At 50.3% G+C, this 19,094-nt stretch carries 21 protein-coding genes; 19 read left to right on the top strand and 2 right to left on the bottom strand.

Features of this window, described 5'->3' with window-relative positions; genetic code table 11:
* Positions 1 to 1,195, top strand: a 1,195-nt coding sequence (locus tag KIB08_RS00005) for an S-layer homology domain-containing protein (RefSeq protein WP_303988129.1), incomplete at its 5' end; no start/stop codon positions are given.
* Positions 1,196 to 1,312: 117 nt separating this feature from the next.
* On the opposite strand, the gene KIB08_RS00010 is transcribed toward KIB08_RS00005, so the two are convergent.
* Positions 1,313 to 2,560: an MFS transporter gene (locus KIB08_RS00010; RefSeq protein ID WP_303988131.1), complete on the bottom strand. Its 1,248-nt coding sequence runs from the start codon at positions 2,558 to 2,560 to the stop codon at positions 1,313 to 1,315.
* A 163-nt stretch (positions 2,561 to 2,723) separates the two neighbouring features.
* Between KIB08_RS00010 and KIB08_RS00015 the strand changes: the two genes are divergently transcribed.
* The 5 genes from KIB08_RS00015 (at position 2,724) to KIB08_RS00035 (ending at position 8,194) form a co-directional block, all read left to right on the top strand.
* Entirely contained in the window at positions 2,724 to 2,954 is a 231-nt protein-coding gene (locus KIB08_RS00015; RefSeq protein WP_024049057.1) for a YdbC family protein, read from the top strand.
* A gap of 60 nt (positions 2,955 to 3,014) precedes the next feature.
* On the top strand, positions 3,015 to 4,190 hold the full coding sequence (locus tag KIB08_RS00020) for a cation diffusion facilitator family transporter (RefSeq protein ID WP_303988136.1): 1,176 nt from the start codon (positions 3,015 to 3,017) through the stop codon (positions 4,188 to 4,190).
* Positions 4,191 to 4,241: 51 nt separating this feature from the next.
* Positions 4,242 to 6,347, top strand: a complete 2,106-nt coding sequence (locus KIB08_RS00025) for a polyribonucleotide nucleotidyltransferase (RefSeq protein WP_303988138.1) — start codon at positions 4,242 to 4,244, stop codon at positions 6,345 to 6,347.
* Between the two features lie 6 nt (positions 6,348 to 6,353).
* Positions 6,354 to 6,803 (top strand): dUTP diphosphatase, encoded by a 450-nt coding sequence (gene dut / locus KIB08_RS00030; RefSeq protein ID WP_303988140.1) that lies wholly within the window; start codon positions 6,354 to 6,356, stop codon positions 6,801 to 6,803.
* 65 nt (positions 6,804 to 6,868) lie between these two features.
* Entirely contained in the window at positions 6,869 to 8,194 is a 1,326-nt protein-coding gene (locus tag KIB08_RS00035) for a thymidine phosphorylase (protein WP_303988142.1), read from the top strand.
* A gap of 53 nt (positions 8,195 to 8,247) precedes the next feature.
* Here the strand turns inward: KIB08_RS00035 and rpsT are convergent, their stop codons facing one another.
* On the bottom strand, positions 8,248 to 8,526 hold the full coding sequence (gene rpsT, locus KIB08_RS00040; protein WP_024049051.1) for a 30S ribosomal protein S20: 279 nt from the start codon (positions 8,524 to 8,526) through the stop codon (positions 8,248 to 8,250).
* Between the two features lie 112 nt (positions 8,527 to 8,638).
* On the opposite strand from rpsT, the gene acpS reads away from it, so the two are divergent.
* The 13 genes from acpS (at position 8,639) to KIB08_RS00105 (ending at position 19,030) form a co-directional block, all read left to right on the top strand.
* Positions 8,639 to 9,031, top strand: a complete 393-nt coding sequence (gene acpS / locus KIB08_RS00045) for a holo-ACP synthase (RefSeq protein ID WP_273260021.1) — start codon at positions 8,639 to 8,641, stop codon at positions 9,029 to 9,031.
* Positions 9,018 to 10,526: an NAD(P)H-hydrate dehydratase gene (locus KIB08_RS00050; protein ID WP_303988147.1), complete on the top strand. Its 1,509-nt coding sequence runs from the start codon at positions 9,018 to 9,020 to the stop codon at positions 10,524 to 10,526. Before acpS ends, KIB08_RS00050 begins: the two co-directional genes overlap by 14 nt.
* Positions 10,523 to 11,470 (top strand): ComEC/Rec2 family competence protein, encoded by a 948-nt coding sequence (locus tag KIB08_RS00055; RefSeq protein ID WP_052098422.1) that lies wholly within the window; start codon positions 10,523 to 10,525, stop codon positions 11,468 to 11,470. Before KIB08_RS00050 ends, KIB08_RS00055 begins: the two co-directional genes overlap by 4 nt.
* A complete protein-coding gene (locus KIB08_RS00060) occupies positions 11,445 to 11,696 on the top strand; it encodes a hypothetical protein (protein ID WP_303988150.1) in 252 nt (83 codons plus the stop codon). The genes KIB08_RS00055 and KIB08_RS00060 overlap by 26 nt, the downstream gene beginning before the upstream one ends.
* Before the next feature lie 96 nt (positions 11,697 to 11,792).
* Positions 11,793 to 12,830: an N-acetylmuramoyl-L-alanine amidase family protein gene (locus tag KIB08_RS00065; RefSeq protein WP_303988152.1), complete on the top strand. Its 1,038-nt coding sequence runs from the start codon at positions 11,793 to 11,795 to the stop codon at positions 12,828 to 12,830.
* Positions 12,827 to 13,390 carry a GerMN domain-containing protein gene (locus KIB08_RS00070; protein WP_303988154.1) on the top strand — a complete coding sequence of 188 codons (564 nt, stop codon included), beginning with the start codon at positions 12,827 to 12,829 and terminating at the stop codon, positions 13,388 to 13,390. The genes KIB08_RS00065 and KIB08_RS00070 overlap by 4 nt, the downstream gene beginning before the upstream one ends.
* A 97-nt stretch (positions 13,391 to 13,487) precedes the next feature.
* Positions 13,488 to 14,447 carry a thiamine-phosphate kinase gene (gene thiL, locus KIB08_RS00075; RefSeq protein ID WP_303988156.1) on the top strand — a complete coding sequence of 320 codons (960 nt, stop codon included), beginning with the start codon at positions 13,488 to 13,490 and terminating at the stop codon, positions 14,445 to 14,447.
* Positions 14,444 to 14,923 (top strand): tRNA (adenosine(37)-N6)-threonylcarbamoyltransferase complex ATPase subunit type 1 TsaE, encoded by a 480-nt coding sequence (gene tsaE / locus KIB08_RS00080; RefSeq protein WP_034435977.1) that lies wholly within the window; start codon positions 14,444 to 14,446, stop codon positions 14,921 to 14,923. The genes thiL and tsaE overlap by 4 nt, the downstream gene beginning before the upstream one ends.
* Complete coding sequence (gene tsaB, locus KIB08_RS00085; protein ID WP_034435979.1) at positions 14,907 to 15,602, top strand: tRNA (adenosine(37)-N6)-threonylcarbamoyltransferase complex dimerization subunit type 1 TsaB; 696 nt, start codon at positions 14,907 to 14,909, stop codon at positions 15,600 to 15,602. Before tsaE ends, tsaB begins: the two co-directional genes overlap by 17 nt.
* Positions 15,575 to 16,045: a ribosomal protein S18-alanine N-acetyltransferase gene (rimI, locus tag KIB08_RS00090; protein WP_024049041.1), complete on the top strand. Its 471-nt coding sequence runs from the start codon at positions 15,575 to 15,577 to the stop codon at positions 16,043 to 16,045. Before tsaB ends, rimI begins: the two co-directional genes overlap by 28 nt.
* Positions 16,042 to 17,055 carry a tRNA (adenosine(37)-N6)-threonylcarbamoyltransferase complex transferase subunit TsaD gene (gene tsaD, locus KIB08_RS00095; protein ID WP_024049040.1) on the top strand — a complete coding sequence of 338 codons (1,014 nt, stop codon included), beginning with the start codon at positions 16,042 to 16,044 and terminating at the stop codon, positions 17,053 to 17,055. Before rimI ends, tsaD begins: the two co-directional genes overlap by 4 nt.
* Entirely contained in the window at positions 17,055 to 18,446 is a 1,392-nt protein-coding gene (locus tag KIB08_RS00100; RefSeq protein WP_303988162.1) for a sensor histidine kinase, read from the top strand. Before tsaD ends, KIB08_RS00100 begins: the two co-directional genes overlap by 1 nt.
* A complete protein-coding gene (locus KIB08_RS00105; protein ID WP_303988164.1) occupies positions 18,443 to 19,030 on the top strand; it encodes an ANTAR domain-containing response regulator in 588 nt (195 codons plus the stop codon). Before KIB08_RS00100 ends, KIB08_RS00105 begins: the two co-directional genes overlap by 4 nt.
* Positions 19,031 to 19,094 lie beyond the last annotated feature (64 nt).

Below are 19,094 nucleotides of genomic sequence, written 5' to 3' on the forward strand. Positions count from 1 at the left end.
CGCGGCCCCGAATCCGTTCTCGGATGTAACTCCGAACGACTGGGCTTACCAGGCAGTATCCCAACTCGCCGCTGAAGGCGTAGTCGAAGGATACCCGGATGGAACATTCAAAGGCCAGCAGAACATCACCCGCTATGAAATGGCGCAGATGGTCGCTCGCGCGATGGTAAAACAGGATCAGTTGAACGCAGAGCAACAGGCGCAATTGAACCGTTTGGCTGACGAATTCTCGAACGAATTGAACAGCCTCGGCGTCCGCGTTTCCAACTTGGAAAACCGCGTCGGCAACGTAAAATTGACGGGTGACGCTCGCGTTCGTTACATGGACGAGAGTGATAAGGATTACTTCGATATGCGTGTTCGTCTGCAGGCTAACGCGAAAGTATCGGACAACACCAAGGTAACCGCTCGCATTACCTCGGGTAGCTTCGGTTTCGACAGCGAAGCTCAAGATCCGTCCTTGAACCTTGATCAATTGTACATCGAACACAACTTCAACGATAACTTCGGCGCGAAAGCAGGCCGTTACGACTTGACTCTCGGTGCGACCGGCGTATTCTATGATTCTACATTCGATGGCGCGGAAATCAACTTCGGTAAGGATATCAACTTGGCAGCCGGCTACGGCTATCTGAAAGATTTTGACGAAAAAGCGAACAAGAAGTTCTTTGCTGAAAAGACCCCGAGCGCTTGGTTCGTACAGGCGGGCGCTGATTTGACGGATGGTCTTGGCGTTACCGCTTTCTACCTGAATGCGCAGGATGCTGAATATAACAATAAAAAAGAAGACGTGAACTTCTGGGGCGCCGGCTTGAACTTCCAGTTCAACGATGCGCTGCAGCTCCGTGGTGACTATGTACGCAACACGACGTTCGACAACGATCCGGAACTCTGGACCGCAGGCTTGCTCTTCGGCGTTGCCGACACGAGCAAGGTTGGTTCCTTCGAAATCGGCGCTGATTATGTAAGCGTTGAACCGTACTCCTACTTCGGTGGCACGAGCATGACGCTTGATACCCCGATGACACACCCGGACCTCGGTAAGGCAACCTACTGGCAGGCGCAGGCCGGTTTCGTACCGGCAGAAAATATTCTGCTGAATGCTTACTATGCATTTGACATCAATTTTGATGCTAAAGATGCAAAAGGCGCTGACGACAACATGTGGGGCGTTGAACTCAACTACTACTTCTAATGAAGCAATAAAAAAAGAGGCGTTAAACGCCTCTTTTTTTATTGCTTCAATTAAGAGTTAAAGAACTGTTCAGGCGAGGCCTGCATGTCGCAGTAAATGTTGCGGTTTGCCAACGTTTTATGGATTTACCTGAAACGCATGGGGATCTTTTTGCAGGCGCAGGTAAACATGACGACCTATCGGAATGAGCAACAGGAAAGAGATCAGCGCGCAGGTCATGATGCCGAAACGTATGCCGAGCCATTCAATCAGCCAACCTGTCAACAGGTTGCCGGGCGGCGTCGCGCCTAAGAAAACAAGCGAATACAATGATAAAATCCGGCCGCGATAGGCAAGCTCCGTATTCATTTGCACCAAAGTATTGGCGCTGATTAAAAACGTCAAGACGAAAAAGCCGAACACGGCGAACATGCCAAGAGCCAAATAAAACGAATCAAATAATGCCAAAATGAACAGTAATGAAGTGGCCGTTAAGGCGCTGCCGAAAAGAAGCCGCGCGCTGGGACGGCCGTCGGCAAGTGAAGCAGAAAGCAGGGCGGCGGTGAAAGAACCGACACCGATCGCTGACGTAATCAGTCCGAAACCGGTCACCCCGCGATGCAAAATTAAATCCGCATATACCGGCGCGATGACATTATAATTCATAATAAAAGTGGAAATGATGAAAAGCACAATCAACGTGCTGTAAACGGGCATGTTGTGCGCCGCATACGCAATTCCGTCGCGCATATCCGACAACGGCGTTTGGACACGTCCCTTCATCTTTGGCGCGCCGACGATCGGCAAATTCCAATACGTCCAAAGCACCGGGATCATCAAAACGGCGTTGGCGAAAAAGAGCCATCCCGCACCGTACTTAGCCATCACTACCGCGGCGATGGCCGGACCGATCATACGGGCGACATTAAAGTTGGCGGAATTCATACTGATGGCGCTGCGCAGATTTTTCGGTTGCACCAATTCCGCGACATACGATTGCCGCGCCGGAGTGTCGATCGTTTGAATACAACCGTATAAGAAAGCTAAGAATAATACATTATAGTAATTGACCCAACCGGTGAAAACGAGCAATGCGAGCAGGAGCGCTTGCACGAAATAAGCCGCCTGTGTAAAACGAACGAGGGAGCGTTTGGCGATACGATCCACCACAACACCGGCCGGCAATGAAAAGAGCATGATCGGACCAAATTGAGCGACGCCTAAAAGACCGAGCAACAACGGTGAACCGGTCAATGAATAGACCAGCCATTGTTGGGCGGTAAGCTGCATCCATAGACCGATCAAAGCGACCCATTGACTCAGCCAGAAACGACGAAAGTACACTTCCGACATTGCCGGGAAAGTACGATAAATCAAAGCGAGCATGAAACAATCTCCTTATCCGAACATTACTTCTCTCATTATGATAGCATATCCGGGTTTGCCCGGATAAGTAGCGCCCAACGGCAAATAGTTGTAAGCGTGATGTACATATGCTATGATTGTAATCAATGCGAGAATACTGGGGAAAAATAGGAGTGTGAAAAAAATGGCCACAATTAATTTTGAAATTGAAAAAGTACTTGGCGATCTTTCGACCAACCGTGACGGTTGGAAAAAGCAGCTGACTTTTACAAGCTGGAACGGTCGCGCTGCAAAATTTGATTTGCGCAGCTGGGAGCCGGAATATAACGCCATGACTAAAGGATTGACATTGACAAAAGAAGAGTTGTTAAAGCTGAAAGACATTTTGAACGAAATGGACTTTGATGAATTTTAACAAATGACGTACACATGACGTTCTACTTCGGTAGGACGTCTTTCTATTCCGGGGGAATTTATGGAAAATACGCAGCATAGAAAACAAATCGGCCTTCTATTGCTGGTCTATACCGTAATCAAAGTATTGCTCTCCGGCGGTAAAATGGGTCTCGGTTACTGGTTCGGATCGGTCGCGGTCGTTGGTGACGGGCTGCATGATCTTACGGATATCGGCAGTTCTTTTATGATTGCGCTGTCGCTGTATATGATGGGCAAACCTGTCAACCGAGAGCATCCGTTTGGACAGGCCCGCATCGAATACGTGGCGACAAGTGTTATCGGCGTCATCATTTTACTGGCCGGATTTGGTGTCGGTGCGGAAGCATTGCATCGGATTATGTATCCGCAGTATCTTGTCATAGAGCCGATTCTGATTGCAGTATTGGTGTTGTCACTTATTGTACAATCGGGATTAGTGCTTTTTTTTCGCCGCTTAAAAACGCACGGAGGCTCTGACATTTTAGCCGCGCTTACCGCGGATGCCGCCAGCGATTTCTTAATGACGGCAGGCGTTTTATTGGCCGTCGGAGCGCAGTACGTTGGCGGTTGGCAAATTGATGAATACACCGGCGCGTTGGTGTCACTTGCACTTTTATACACGGGAATGAAAGTTCTTTACATGGGCGTAGACAAGCTTTTAGGGAAGGGGATCAGCCTGGCTGAAGAACAGGAGATATTGGCCGCCGTAACGAATATGCCGGGGGTGGAAGGTGCCCACGATTTAATTGTGCATGATTATGGGCCCGGACTCCGCTTTTTGAGCATTCATATCGAAGTCGACAGTCGAATGAATTTACTGGAAGCGCATCATGTGGCGGATTCCATTGAGCGGCGCTTACGCGACAAGTATAAGGCGCAGTCACTCGTGCACGTGGATCCGCGTAACATTTCCAATCCGGCGACACTGGCGGTTGAAAATAATGTGCGTCGACTGGTCGCGCAGGTGAACCCGCGCTGGGATGTCCATGACTTTTTTGCGACACAACAGGGCGATATCTGGTCGGTTCATTTTGATATTTCAGTAGAAGACGGCACGCGCGACGATGACGAGAGCATTTATCGACAGATAAGGCAGATGATTCACGCTCGGTATCCCGAATATAAGTTGTCGATTGTGGTGGATCGCCATTATGTTACCGGCAGAATCATGCGCGATGAGGACGTTATGCCTGAAAACTTGACTAATAGCAGATGATAAATCATAATTGTAATGTTAAGGATTATAAAGAAAAATAGGAGGAATGACATGAACGAGGTGTTCAAAACAGAATGGGCGGGACGCCCGCTGGTTATCGAAACCGGCAAGTTTGCCAAACAGGCAAGCGGTGCCGTTATGGTGCGTTACGGGGATACCGCTGTGCTGGTCACTGCGACCGGCGCCAAAAAGCCGCGCGAGGGTACGGACTTTTTCCCGCTGACGGTAGATTATGAAGAAAAATTGTATTCCGTAGGGAAAATTCCCGGCGGATTTGTGAAACGTGAAGGTCGTCCCGGTGAGTCCGCGATTTTGAATGCGCGTTTGATTGATCGCCCGATTCGTCCGCTGTTTGATAAAGGCGTACGCAACGACGTGCACGTGGTCGCGACAGTGCTTTCCGTCGATCAGGACAATGCGCCGGAAATGGCGGCGATGCTTGGCGCCTCGGCGGCGCTTTCCATCTCGAATATTCCGTTTGAAGGTCCGATTGCCGGCGTTAAGGTAGGTCGGGGGAACGGTAATTTCGTGATCAATCCTACGGTGCAGCAACGTGAAGAATCGGATTTGATGATTACAGTTGCCGGTACGGATGACGCGATTTTGATGGTCGAGGGCGGGGCACAGGAAATTCCTGAAGAAACGGTCTTGGACGCGATCATGTTCGGCCATGAAGAAATTCGCCGACTGGTTGCTTTCCAGCAGGAAATGGTCGCTAAAGTTGGCAAAGAAAAGCTTGTTTACGACGTGCATACAGTCGATGAAGTGATTGCGCAAGCGGTGGAAGATTACGCAGCGGAAAACCTTAAAAACGCGATTTTTGACAAAGATAAACAAACGCGTGAAGCGCATATGGACGAAGTCAAAGAAGAAGCGCGCGCTCATTTCGAAGATATTTATCCGGAACAGATGGCGGATGTCGGTATGGCGCTTGATGCGTTGACCAAGCGTATCGTACGGCGCATGATTTCCGTCGATAAAATCCGTCCGGATGGACGCGCATTGAACGAGATCCGACCGATTACCTGCGAAGTCGGTTTACTCGCACGTACGCACGGTTCGGCACTGTTTACGCGGGGGCAAACCCAAGCGCTCACAGTGACCACACTCGCGCCGCTTTCGGAAAAACAGACGATCGATGACGTTTCCGAACGCACGGAAAAACGCTATATTCATCAATATAATTTCCCGTCTTACAGTGTCGGTGAAACACGTCCGACGCGTGGTCCGGGTCGTCGTGAAATCGGTCACGGCGCGCTCGCGGAGCGTGCTTTGGTACCGGTCATTCCGTCAGAAGCGGAATTTCCGTACGCCTTGCGTGTCGTTTCGGAAATTTTGGAATCCAACGGTTCCTCTTCCATGGCAAGCGTTTGCGGCAGCACGATGTCGCTGATGAATGCGGGCGTACCGATTAAAGCGCCGGTCGCCGGTATTGCTATGGGTCTTGTCAAAGACGGCGAAGATTACGCGATTTTAACGGATATTCAGGGCATGGAAGATGCCCTCGGTGATATGGACTTTAAAGTGGCCGGTACCGAACAGGGTGTCACCGCGATCCAGATGGATATTAAAGTCGACGGTTTATCCCGTGAAATTTTGGCTTCCGCGCTGCAGCAGGCACATGAAGGACGTCATTTCATCCTCGGGAAAATCGCCGAATGCATTACCGAACCGGCCAAAGACCTTTCACCGTATGCACCGCGCATCATCACGATGCAGATTAAAGTGGATCAGATCCGCACTGTCATTGGACCGGGCGGCAAAACGATCAATGGCATCATTGATGCTACCGGCGTGAAGATCGATATCGAAGAAGACGGTACCGTTTACATCGCTTCGGTAGACGGCGAAGGCGGTAAAAAAGCGGTCGAAATGATCGAACGACTCGTCAAAGAAGTAAAACCGGGTGAAGTGTACTTGGGTAAAGTTACTCGCTTGATGAAATTTGGCGCGTTTGTAGAAGTATTGCCGGGCAAAGAAGGTCTGGTTCATATTTCGCAGCTGGCGAAAGAACGTGTCGAAAAAGTTGAAGACGTCGTTAACATCGGCGATGAAATCATGGTTAAAGTAACCGAAATTGATAAGCAGGGCCGTATCAACTTGTCGCGCAAAGCACTGTTGAACGAAAATGAAAACGGTCCGAAGGCAAAGGAGTGAACCGGAGTGCAACCGATTCGCGGCTTTGAAGTAGTGACCGAATATGCCGATTGTGAGATTACGCTACCCGAACGCAAAACAACGGAAAGTGCTGGCTATGATATTGAAAGCGCCGCCGATGTGGAACTGTTACCCGGTAAGGTGACATTAGTGCCGACCGGATTAAAGGCGTTTATGGGAATGGGAGAGTACCTGGCCATTTTTATTCGCTCGGGTATTTCGATTCGTAATCAGCTTTTGCTGATTAACGGCGCAGGCATCATCGACAGTGACTACTACAACAATGAAGAAAATGAAGGTCATATTATGATTGCCGTTTACAATGCGGGAGAAGAGTCCTACATGGTGAAAAAAGGCGACCGCGTGGCGCAGGGGATTTTTTCGCAATACCTGCTGGTAGCGGATGATCAGGCAACCGGTGTGCGCACCGGAGGAATCGGCAGCACCGGTCAGTAGTGTGATTTTCGTAAATAAAAGCGGACTGCCGAAGCAGTCCGCTTTTATTTACACAAGGAGGACCAATGGATGCACTGGCAATGATTCGCAAAGCGCGGTTGGGAGAGCAGGCTACCGCGGACGAATTGAAGGAATGGGTACAAGCCTGTACGGCGGGCGAGGTTCCCGATTATCAGATGGCCGCCTGGTTAATGGCGGTATATTTCCAAGGGCTTACCAAGAAGGAAACGACCGATCTGACATTGGCAATGGAACATTCAGGTAAAACATTTGCCGGCCGCAATTTAGGATATTCCTTGGTGGATAAGCACAGTACGGGCGGCGTGGCGGATACCACTACGCTGATTGTGGCACCGCTAGCGGCGGCATGCGGTGCGCATTTAGCTAAAATGTCCGGGCGGGGTCTGGGATTTACCGGCGGTACGCTGGATAAATTGGAGTCGATTCCCGGGTTTCAAGTGCAGCTCACGGAAGCGGATTTTATCCGTCAGGTGGATGCGATCGGTTTGGCGGTTATCGGCCAAAGTGCGGAGCTCGCACCGGCGGATGGGATTTTTTACGCGCTGCGTGACGTGACGGAAACGGTCGAAAGCATGCCTCTTATCGCGGCATCGGTTATGAGCAAAAAACTTGCGGCGGGCGCGGACGGTATCGTGCTCGATGTCAAATGCGGCGCGGCCGCATTCATGCATGATCGCGAGCAGGCCAAAGCATTGGCGCAGCTGATGGTAGATATCGGGGAGGCCGCCGGTCGCAAGATGACGGCATTCGTCACAGACATGAATGTGCCTCTTGGGAGCGCTATCGGTAATTCGCTCGAAGTCGATGAAGCCGTCGAGGTTCTTTCGGGGGGCGGTAATCAGCGCTTGGTCACATTGTCACTCCATCTGACGGCGGCCCTTTTGCTGACGGCAGGTGTTGTTGGAACCCTTGCTGAAGGACTGACGAAAGCACGGCAAGCAATAGCTGACGGTTCCGGTTTGCAAAAATTTACGGAATGGATCGCGGCGCAAGGCGGCGAAACCGCTTGGATCGGGCAGGAACCCTTGACAAAAAAAGTCAATACGCTCACTGTAAATGCGTCGCAAGCAGGCTATCTTGCCGCCATCGACGCGTTAGCTTTGGCGGGAGTGGCATTGTCGCTGGGGGCCGGCCGTCGGGCGAAAGGCGATCGCATTGATTCGCAGGTGGGGATTCGTCTTTGCGCGGAGCCGGGAGCTTATGTCGAAAAGAATGCACCATTGGCATGTTTATACGGCGCTAAAAATGCCGACCTGGATCAGTATGCAACGCGAGTGGAACAGGCATTTACATTGCAACAGGAGAAAATCGAGTTGCCGCTGATTTATGAAGTTTTGAGCCATGATGTGACGGTTGCGCAGGGCGAATAAAGCAGTAAAAAAGAAAAATAAAAAAAGCTACCGAAGTAGCTTTTTTATCTTTATTACTTAGCTTCTGCGTCGTTTTGTGCTTGCAGCTTGTTGCGCAACGCCGATTTTTTACGAGCGGCATTGTTTTTATGAATCACACCTTTGGAGGCTGCCTTGTCGATCAATTTGGACGCATTGTTAAACGCGGCTTGAGCGGCTTCGGCATCGCCAGCGGCGATCGCATCAACGGTACGTTTGGTTGCCGTACGGATACGAGATTTAGTCGCAGTGTTCTGGGCACGACGTTCAGCGTCGGTCTTCATGCTTTTAATGCTGGATTTGATTTGCGGCAATGGTGTCACCTCCTTTATGTATATTCGATTTCCATGCCTTCATACCTTAAAATTTTATCATATTGACAACAGTTGCGCAAGCAATAGACGCATTCGATAGGATGGGAATGTAATGAAAATTTATTTTGGTAACGATATTGTGAAAATTTCGCGCATCCAAAAAGCCTGTGAGCGGCATCCGCAGTTTTTGGAACGCGTTTTTACGGCCGGCGAAATTGCTCATGCGCAAGGCCGTGTGCAAATGCAATGGGCGTCATTGGCGGGAATTTATGCCGCGAAAGAAGCCGCGGTCAAGGCGCTTACCACCGGGTTCCGTAAAGGTAAATTTACGGACGTGGAAATTTCGTGGAGTGAACCGGGGCAACCGATGCTGCAATGGCACGGTGTGTACGCGGAGCAAGCGCAAAGCCTTGGCATTATAAGCGCCTCGGTTTCCATCAGTCATGAAAAAGAAATGGCTATCGCCGGAGTTACTTTACTGGGAGAGACGAATGCGAATCGTTAATACGGCAGAAATGCGGGCGTTAGAAAAAGCATGGAGCGAGTCCGCACAGCGACCGTTGATTGATTTGATGGAACAGGCGGGTAAAGCCGTTTGGGACACGATCGAAAAAATATATGCGCCGCATACCGGTGCGCACTGGGTGGTTTTTGCCGGTAGCGGTAATAACGGTGGCGACGGTTATGTGGCAGCCCGTTATGCGGTAACGGCAGGCATGCATGTAACCGTCATTCATATCGGTGACCCGCAAAAAATGACCGCGGACACGCGTACCAACTATGAACGTTTTTGTGCTGCCGGCGGACAAGTTACGTTCGCTGCCGGCGGACAATTACCGGAGATTTCTGAAGTGCATGGTATCGTAGATGCGTTGATCGGGATCGGATTAACTGCACCGTTACGCTCCCATCTGCTGGAAACCGTTGCAGCAATCAATGCAACGGCAAAGAAGCGGGATTGCCCTGTGGTGGCGATCGATGTGCCGACAGGAGTAAATGCTGACACCGGCAATGTCATGGGGGATGCCGTTAAAGCGTCTTTGACAATAACGATCGGCGCCGCTAAGCAAGGTCTGCGCATGTATCCTGCACGAATCTATGTGGGTAACCTTCAAGTGGCTGACTTAGCCATGACAAAAGCGGATTTTGTCGGATCGACCGTCCTTATTACGGAGAAAAATATTACCTGGCCGCGGCGCACACCCTTGAGTCATAAAGGAACGCAAGGGCATGTTGCTGTTTTTGCGGGCTGTGTCGGTATGGAAGGAGCCGCTTTGCTTTGCGCGAAGGCGGCGTTGCGAGCCGGTGCCGGTAAAGTCACATTGTTCATGCCGAAAAACGCAGCACGAAATGTTATCGGTCATATTCCCGAGGCAATGATAAAGCCGGTCGGCGATACCGACTTTTTCACACTTAAGGACACGGAAATCGACGTATCCGGCTATGATGCCATCGCCATCGGTTGCGGTATCGGTCGTGCCAAGGAGACAACCGATTGGGGACTTGCTATGACAGAAAGAATTCCCTGTCCGTTTGTTTGCGATGCGGACGGTTTGTATGCGCTGGCGCAACATCCCGGACATAGATTGCCTGCGAGATGCGTGATTACTCCGCATCTCGGCGAAGCGGCGCGGTTGCTGCATGTGACGAACCGAGAAATAGCGAATGATCGGCCCGATTACGTGAAAACACTGCACGCCACTACGGGAGCGGTCGCTGTTTTAAAAGGAGCCTCGACATTATTGTTTGAAGGCACAAGGTTAGCGGTAAATACAACAGGCAACGCCGGGTTGGCGACGGCCGGCACGGGGGACACATTGACCGGAATTATTGCCGCTCTTTTAGCGCAGGGCTTAGCGCCAGCAGATGCGGCTGCGACCGGCATATGGTGGCACGGCGCTGCCGCGGATCGTTTGGCGGAACAATACGGTTACGGCTTTTTAGCTACTGAAGTGGCGGATACTTTACCTTATATTTATAAGGAACAGGTTATGGAATGAGAAAAAGTATATTTATATTGATTGTCACTGCATTTATTATGTTATTGACGGGTTGCCAGCATGTGATTCCATCCGGCGGCGCGCCATTCGATTCGCAAGCACAGTGGAATTTTCCCAATCCTTTTTCATCGCGTACCGAATCGGGGGAATTAGTGATTCGCTGCCTGGATATCGGGCAAGGAGATGCCACTCTGATTGAATGGCAGGGCAAGTGGACATTGATCGATACCGGCGATGTGGAGCATCGGTCGGTACTCACCCAATATTTGGATCGTTACGGCGTCAAAGAAGTAGAAAATCTGATCATTACACATCCTGACGGCGACCATTTGGGCGGCGCCTATGCAGTATTGAAACACGTACCGGTGCGGTATGTATTTGATGACGGTCTGACTAAAACGAATGCGATTTACCGCACGTATTTGAAGACGCTTGCTAAAAAAGGTTTGCGTCCTTATGTCCCTACGCAGGGAATGCAGATTGATTTAGGGGCAGGCGTGTACTTTGATGTACTCGGGCCGACGGAAAATGTAATGTATAAAAAAGGGATGCCGGATTATAATAACCACTCGATAGTCATGAAATTGGTAGCAAATCAATTTACGATGCTCTTTACGGGCGATGCGGAAAAACGTCAGGAACATGAACTTTTGCAGGCATATGGCAAGAAACTTGCAGCTACTGTTTTAAAAGTCGGCCACCACGGCAGTAAGACCGGCACGACGGAATCCTTTTTAGCCGCGGTACGCCCGCAAGTAGCGACAATTTCCAGCGGCCGCGGAAATCCGTACGGATTACCGCATGCACCGGTGTTGGAACGGTTACAAAAACGGGGAATCCGCATTTACCGTACGGATCGCAATGGAACTATTACTATTCGTACCGACGGCAACACGTATACAGTGGAAGGAGAATACAATGAAGCCGATCCGACTCGTCATTGATCGCCAAACGGCAAAATGGACCGAAATGGTAGCGGAAGACGAAACGACAATTCGCTTACCAAGCGCCTGGCTGCCTGAGGGAACGGCCGTAAATGAGGTGGTCACACTTTCTTTGCAGACGGATCGGCAAGCTACAGCCGATATTGCAATGGAAGTTAAACAGTTGCGTCGCACGTTGGATACTGCGGGAGAAAAATTGCCGCCGCACGTTCGAAAAGCGAAATAAGCATAAAATATGAGATACATTCTTAATACAGCTTAATCTTATTCGCTGTTTTCAATGCTATAATAAGAGCATTGAACCGGTTGGAGGAGGTGGACCGTGCGAAAACTGATTTTATTTTGCTTTTTCTGTATACTGCTATTTTCTCAAACAGTCCCTTCGTTTGCGGCGCATGTGGAAGCATTGCGATGGGTCACCCGTAATGATGCCCATGTTCCGTTTGTCCGCGTAGTCATGGATGTAGATCGCCTGCCCAGTATAGATGCCCAATTGAGCAAGGACGGCAAGATTCTGAAAGTAACACTGGCGAAGACGAATGGGAAAAAAGTGATCGGTACCTATGCATTGAATCCGAAGATGGTGTCGAAGCTTAACGTAAGTCAGGAAAATAAAGATACTGTTTTATCTTTCCAATTTCCGCAGGCGCTGTCTAAAAACAGTGTAAAAGTATTCCCTTTGAAACGTGACAAAACGCACAATAAGCCATATCGCGTGGTGATTGACGTACCGCAGTATGTTCCTGTGCCCACGTTTAAAACAACGGCAGGTTTAAAGGGGAAAACGATTGTTATTGATCCCGGGCACGGGGGCACGGATGTAGGTGCTATCGGTGAAGGAGATGTATATGAAAAGAACATCACCTTACCGATTGCAATTTATTTGAAACCGATGTTGGAAGAAAAGGGCGCAAAAGTATACTTGACGCGCGAGACTGATCGCGATGTGGCGCGACCGCATGCTAACGGTGACGAGGAATTGCAGGCGCGCGTGGATGTGGCGGAAGCTCATGCGGCGGATGCATTTATCAGTATTCATATCGATTCGTTTGTTCGCCCGGATATTGACGGTATGACCGCATATTATTGCAGTGGCTCCCTGTATGGTCAGTTGCTGGCGGAATCGTTGCATGAAGCAAATCTTGCCGAAGTGGATTTCGGTGACCGTGGAGTACGCACAGCGAATTTCTATGTACTTTGCAACAGCAGCATGCCGTCGACATTGTTGGAACTCGGATTTATTTCAAATCCCCGGGAACGTGCCGAATTACAAAAACCGAATGTTCAAAAGGCATTGGCGAAGAGCATTGTAGACGGATTAGAAACATACTTTAAACGGGCTGAGGAGCATTCCAGATGACAAATAAAGGCTTGTATTTTTTAGAAAAGAGATGGCCGATCTGCGCATTGCTGCTGTGCATGGTTTTGATGATCGCCGGCTGCGCGCCTTCGGCACCATCGACAAAGACAATGGGCGCAAGTCAACCGCAGCAGGTGGCGACAACCGAAAGGACGCTGGTCACCTATATTCCCAGTAAAGATGCAGAGCATCTTGTGCCGGTAAAGATAAATGTGCCGTCAGATCAGTACACGCCGAACCGGGCGGTAGAAGAAATGTTGATCGCAGACCGCAAGCTGGAATATCCGATTTGGCCGAAAGACGCTGAGGTCAAAAAAGTCGAGGTCAATCAAAACAAGAAACTTGCTACCGTAGATCTCAATCAGGCTGTCAAAAATAACCAGGGCGGTTCTTTAGGAGAAATTTTGATGGTGTATGAAACGGTTAATACCTTGACAAATTTTCCGGAGATTGAACGTGTGCAGTTCACGATGGAAGGCGAGCCGATCGAATCCATCACGGGTCACTTGGATTTGACGAAGCCATTGGAACGGGATGAACAATTGATCGAAAACAAATAATTAAAAAGCCGCGAATGTATTCGCGGCTTTTTCTTTTGTTCCCGGTAAAGCGGCGGAGCGAGTATGCTACAATAACATAAGATAAGGAGGAGATGCGATGACAGCGATCCGTGATGAATTTGCTTTGATTCGGGATATCGCCGCATTATGTCTGACCCAAGGGGCGGCGGTTCGTGTGCCGTTGAATGATGACGCTGCCGTTGTCGCTATTCCTCCGAACACGGAACTGGTAGTGACGACGGACACACTTACCGAAGGCGTTCATTTTTTGGCGCAAACGATTACGTTTCAAGAGCTCGGCTGGAAACTTGCAGCGGTCAATTTGAGTGATCTTGCGGCGATGGGGGCGCAACCTTTGGGGATTGTTGTAGCTTTGGCGCTACCGCAGACGACGCAAAAAGAAGACATGATTTCGTTATATCGTGGTTTAGGAGAGTGCCTGCGCACGTATGATGCGCTACTCCTGGGCGGAGACACCGTACATTCACGACATAGCATGACACTGACCGCGACAGCGCTCGGATATGTGCCGTGCGGTCAGGCTGTAACCCGAAGCGGTGCGCAGCCGGGAGATCGAATTGTTTTGACGGGACCTACCGGATACGCGGCGCTGGCATATCATCTGCTTGCGCGCGGGATGTCTCCCGAGGCATCGTTGCGGGCGTTTCAAAACACGCCACGACCGCAATTGGCCAAAGGAAAATTATTGCGGGAGCTTGGCGCGACCGCGATGAACGATATCAGTGACGGACTCGCGTTCGCTTTGGGGGATATGGCAAAACAGTCGGAAGCACGTTTCGAAGTCGAACAAAGTGCGCTTACCTGGCAAAGCGATTTGGCGCAACGTTCGGATCCACACGCGCTCTGCGCGGAAGATCTGATTTGGTACGGCGGTGAAGACTTTGAACTCGCGGCCACGTTGCCGGCGACATCCACCGTACCGCAGGGAATGTATGAGATCGGTCGCGTTACAAAAGGAAGCGGCTTATTTATATGCGATGGAGATACGTGTCACGCATTGCAAGTCACCGGCTATAATCATTTTGGAGGCATATGAAACAGCAAGCGGTATTTATCACTAAGGGACAGGAAGAAACCCGTCGGCTTGGAGCGATTTTTGCTCGGCATGCGTATGACGGATTATATTTGGCACTGGCAGGCGACTTGGGCGCCGGGAAGACACAATTGGCGAAAGGTGTAGCGCAGGGCTTAGGTATTACGGGAGAAGTGACAAGTCCCACGTTCACTATTTTGCATGAGTATGATGCCGAGCCGCTTGCGTTCCATCATTTTGATTTATATCGGCTGGAGAGTGCGGCTGAACTTTCCAATATAGGTTTTGAAGAATTTGGGCGTGAAGGTGTGACGTTGGTAGAATGGGCCGATAAATTTTTAGAGGAGTTACCGCGACATGCGGTGCAGGTGGAAATGCACAAGCAAGATGAAATGACACGAGAAATTATCGTTAGGGCGCAAGATAAGAAAGCGCAACAATGGTTGGAGGAGGTGGCGGCAGATGTGGCTCGCGCTTGATACATCAGGGATCACCTCGAACGTAGCGGTGGGGACGGCGGAAAAAGTAGTGGCGGAACTTTCCGTGCGGCGTAAACGTACGCATTCCGAACAAATCGTTCCCCATATAGAAACTGTCCTTCGACTCGCGGGACTTGATCGTGCCGACCTGACCGGTATTGCGGTAACATCCGGACCAGGCTCATTTACCGGACTGCGGATCGGGTTGGCTACGGCGAAAGCAATGGCATTTGCGTTACAGATCCCGCTCGTTGGAGTGAATACTATGCACGCGCTGATGTATAACTATAAAAATGCTGCCGGCTCGTTACTTTCTTTACTGGATGCGCAAAAAGGAAATGTCTACTACAGCTTAGGAAGATGGACTGACGGCCGGTTGGAATTGGCTATCGACAGTCGCATTGCATCTCTTACCGAAGCGATTGCCGCAGTCAAAGATCAGGCGGAAGATGTCATATGTCTGGGCGAAGCGGTGGAGCTTTTCGCCCCTGAACTCGAAGCGGCGGGATTGCGGTTAGCGCCGCCCTATCAACAGGTAGCGCGAGCCGCGGCGCTCTTGGATTGCGCGGCGGTGGAATGGGCACAGCGCGGAAGTGATGATGTATTTACGCTGGTGCCTCAATATTTACGTAAAAGTGAGGCGGAAGTGCTATGGGAAAAGCGCCGGAAAATAAAATAAATATTCGTATCGCGATTACCGATGATTTGCCGGCTATTGAACGAATTGAAAAAGATTGCTTTCCCGATCCATGGTCGGCAAAGACGTTGCGACATGATTTCTTGCAGGGCCCCGGTAATTTTTTGGTTGCTACCAACGGGACGGAAGTCATCGGTTACGTGAATCTGTGGTTTGTAGCGGATGAAGTACAACTCATCCGGATTGCGGTCATGTCCGACCAAAGGGAACAGGGTATCGGTACGCAATTGTTGGCGCGGGCCATTGAAGAAGCGAATGATCGTAAAGCACGGTATTTACATTTAGAAGTGAGGGAATCCAATACTGTCGCGCTGGATTTATATCAGCGGGCAGGATTTGTCGTGCGAACGAAGCGTGAAGATGCATACAGTAATCCCCGTGAAGACGGTTATTTACTGACGCGGGAACTGGAGGAAACAGAGTGAAAATTTTGGCATTGGAAACGAGTTGCGACGAAACATCGGCGGCAGTTATCGAAGACGGTCGTACGGTGTTGGCGGATATTATCGCCTCGCAAATCGATATCCATCGTCGATTCGGCGGTGTGGTTCCCGAAATCGCATCGCGTCACCACATAGAAGACGTGATGCCGGTCGTAGCGGAAGCACTGACGACGGCAGGGCTTACGCTCGCCGATATCGATGCGATTGCAGTCACGCAGGGGCCGGGACTCGTGGGTGCATTGCTTGTCGGTGTTGCCTGCGCAAAAGCCCTCAGTTTCGCGGCGGCTAAGCCTCTGCTCGCGGTAAATCATATGGAAGGGCATATTTATGCTAATCTGGTGGCGCATCCGGACTTGCAGCCGCCGTTTTTGACGTTGGTTGTTTCCGGAGGGCATACCATGCTGGTAGATGTGCCGGCGTACAACGAATTTCAACTGCTCGGCGAGACTAAGGATGATGCTGCCGGCGAAGCTTTTGATAAAATCGCTCGCGTGATGGGCTATCCGTACCCGGGCGGACCGCATATCGATCGCTTGGCGGCCGAAGGAAATCCGCATGCGATTGAATTTCCGCAAGCACTGCGTAATGAAGATAACTTTGACTTCAGTTTCAGCGGTGTAAAATCGGCGGTTTTAAATTATTTACATAATTGTGAGCAGCGTGGGGAAACGTATCGCCCGGAAGACGTAGCCGCATCATTTCAGCATGCGGTGGTGAATGTGCTGGTCGAAAAAACGATTCGCGCGGCGCAACAGCAACATCGTGACATCGTCTGCATTGCCGGCGGTGTGGCAGCCAACAGCGGCTTGCGTCAGGAATTGGCAGCGGCGTGTGAACGCGCGGGGTTGCGACTTCTGACTCCGGACTTGCGTTTTTGCACCGATAATGCGGTGATGATCGGCTCACGTGCTTTTTATCAATACGAAGCAGGACAATTTGCGGATTGGACATTAAATGCAGATCCCAGATTGCCGTTCCGAGGGACTATCTAATGTCGTTTTCGTTGCGGGAGTATATTACGCAAACATCCGTTTCCGCTGTCGGCGCGCGTATTTTAACAGAGCTTACCGCATGGCTGGACTTTTTAGCGGATTTAACGCAAAAAAATATTTTGTTTTTTGTGCCGGATGCGGAGAAGACTGCTGTTATTGTCACCGAAAAAGCAGCACCGGCGGTGGGTGTAGCCATTGATTTCGGTCAGGTAGGTGAGAAGTTTCCGCTCAAGTACGAACAGATTCTGACCGGCGTGCTGCGTACAGGGCGACCGATCAGCGGTCGAAGAGAAGTTGAGCTCGGAGTAAGTCTTTCGTTTGATGTATACCCGGTATTGGATAATGCCGGACTTGTGTTGGCGCTGATTGCATTCGTCGGCAGTCCGGATAATACCCCGCAACTTTTATTGGATAGCGCCTGGCGTTTGCTGGGGTTGCCCTATCCGACCGAAGCAGCGGAGCAAATGAACGTTTCCACGCAGGACGGCATACTTCTATATAATCCGGCGGGTCGCGTTGTTTATATGAATGAGATCGGACAGCGTTTATTACATCTTTGGGAAGTTTCGCAGCCGAATACGGCGTTACGCATGAGCGACAGCCTGGTGATGGCGCCGGTCGAACAGGCGCGCACGGAAAAAGCGATCGTGACGGCGGAATGGGAGTTGCCGCAGGCGGTATTAACTGCCAGAGCATTGCCCATCCCTGCGGAAGGTACCGTAGCCGGCGTGCTTTTGCTCTTAACCGACGTCACGATGCTACGACAAAAAGAAAAAGAAATTTTTGTCAAAGACGTCGTTATTCAAGAGATTCATCATCGGGTTAAGAATAATTTGCAAACCGTTGCGAGTCTCTTGCGGATGCAGGAGCGGCGCAGTGGCGAGGAAACAAAAGTGGCTTTAAAAGAGGCCGAGCGGCGAATTTTGGCGATTGCCGCCATTCACGATACGTTAGCCGCACAAGTGGAAGATGAAGTCGATATTGCCTTGTTAATCGAAGGATTGATTCAACAGTTGCGATTGGAATGGGCACCGACAGTCGAAATTACTTGGGAGGCTGCCGGTACTTGGGGTGTGGTGACATCAGAAGATGCATTGACGATTGGAATGACGGTGCATGAGCTGGTGCAAAATGCTTGTGAACACGGCAAAGGGGAAAGCAAGCAACAACGAGTGAATGTACGCTTGTACGGTGATGCCAATGAATTACGATTAACAATTCAAAATTTCGGTCCGCCGCTGCCGTCTGATTTTTCACCGGATCGGTATCGTCTCGGTCTGCAAATTGTAGCGAATCTGGTGAAATTCCATTTAGGCGGAACGTTTATCATGCAAAACGAGAAAAATAGTGTGCTCGCTATTTGCCAATTTCCGCGCAAGGAGGAAAAATGATGGATCGTTTACGCGTAGTCGTAGCGGATGATGAGGGCTTGATCGCGATGGACGTTGCCGAAATGTTGACAGAATCCGGTTATGATGTGGTAGGTATCGGTAAAGACGGCATAGAGGCGCTCGCACTTGGCAAAAAATGGCAGCCGGATATTTTTGTCTTGGATTTAAAAATGCCGCGTTTGGATGGAATTGAAACCGCCCGTCGGTTGCGTTCGGAAGGAATGGGACCTGTTGTTTTGCTGACGGCCTACAGTGAAGAAAAATTGGTGCAAAAAGCAAGCGAGTCGGGAGTCTACGGCTACTTACTCAAGCCGGTGCGGGAGATCGATTTACGAGTCACTTTGCAACTGGCATTGGCTCGATATCGTGAACACAATGAATTGTCGCAGTCGCGCGCGCGTGCGGAAGAAAAGCTGGCGGCCCGCAAAACGATGGACCGTGCGAAAGGCTACCTGATGAGCCGCTACCATTTAACGGAAGAACAGGCATATGAAAAACTGCGAAATTTTGCCATGCAAAAAGGGAAAAAGATCGAAGACGTTGCCGCTGCTTTAGTGCAGCAAATAGCGTCACCAAAAAGATGAAAAGACAAAAAATCAATAAGACGCTTGCTTTTTTCAGGCAAGTGTCTTATTATTATACATGTAG

The organism is Negativicoccus succinicivorans, assembly GCF_018372215.1.
Lineage (GTDB): Bacteria > Bacillota > Negativicutes > Veillonellales > Negativicoccaceae > Negativicoccus.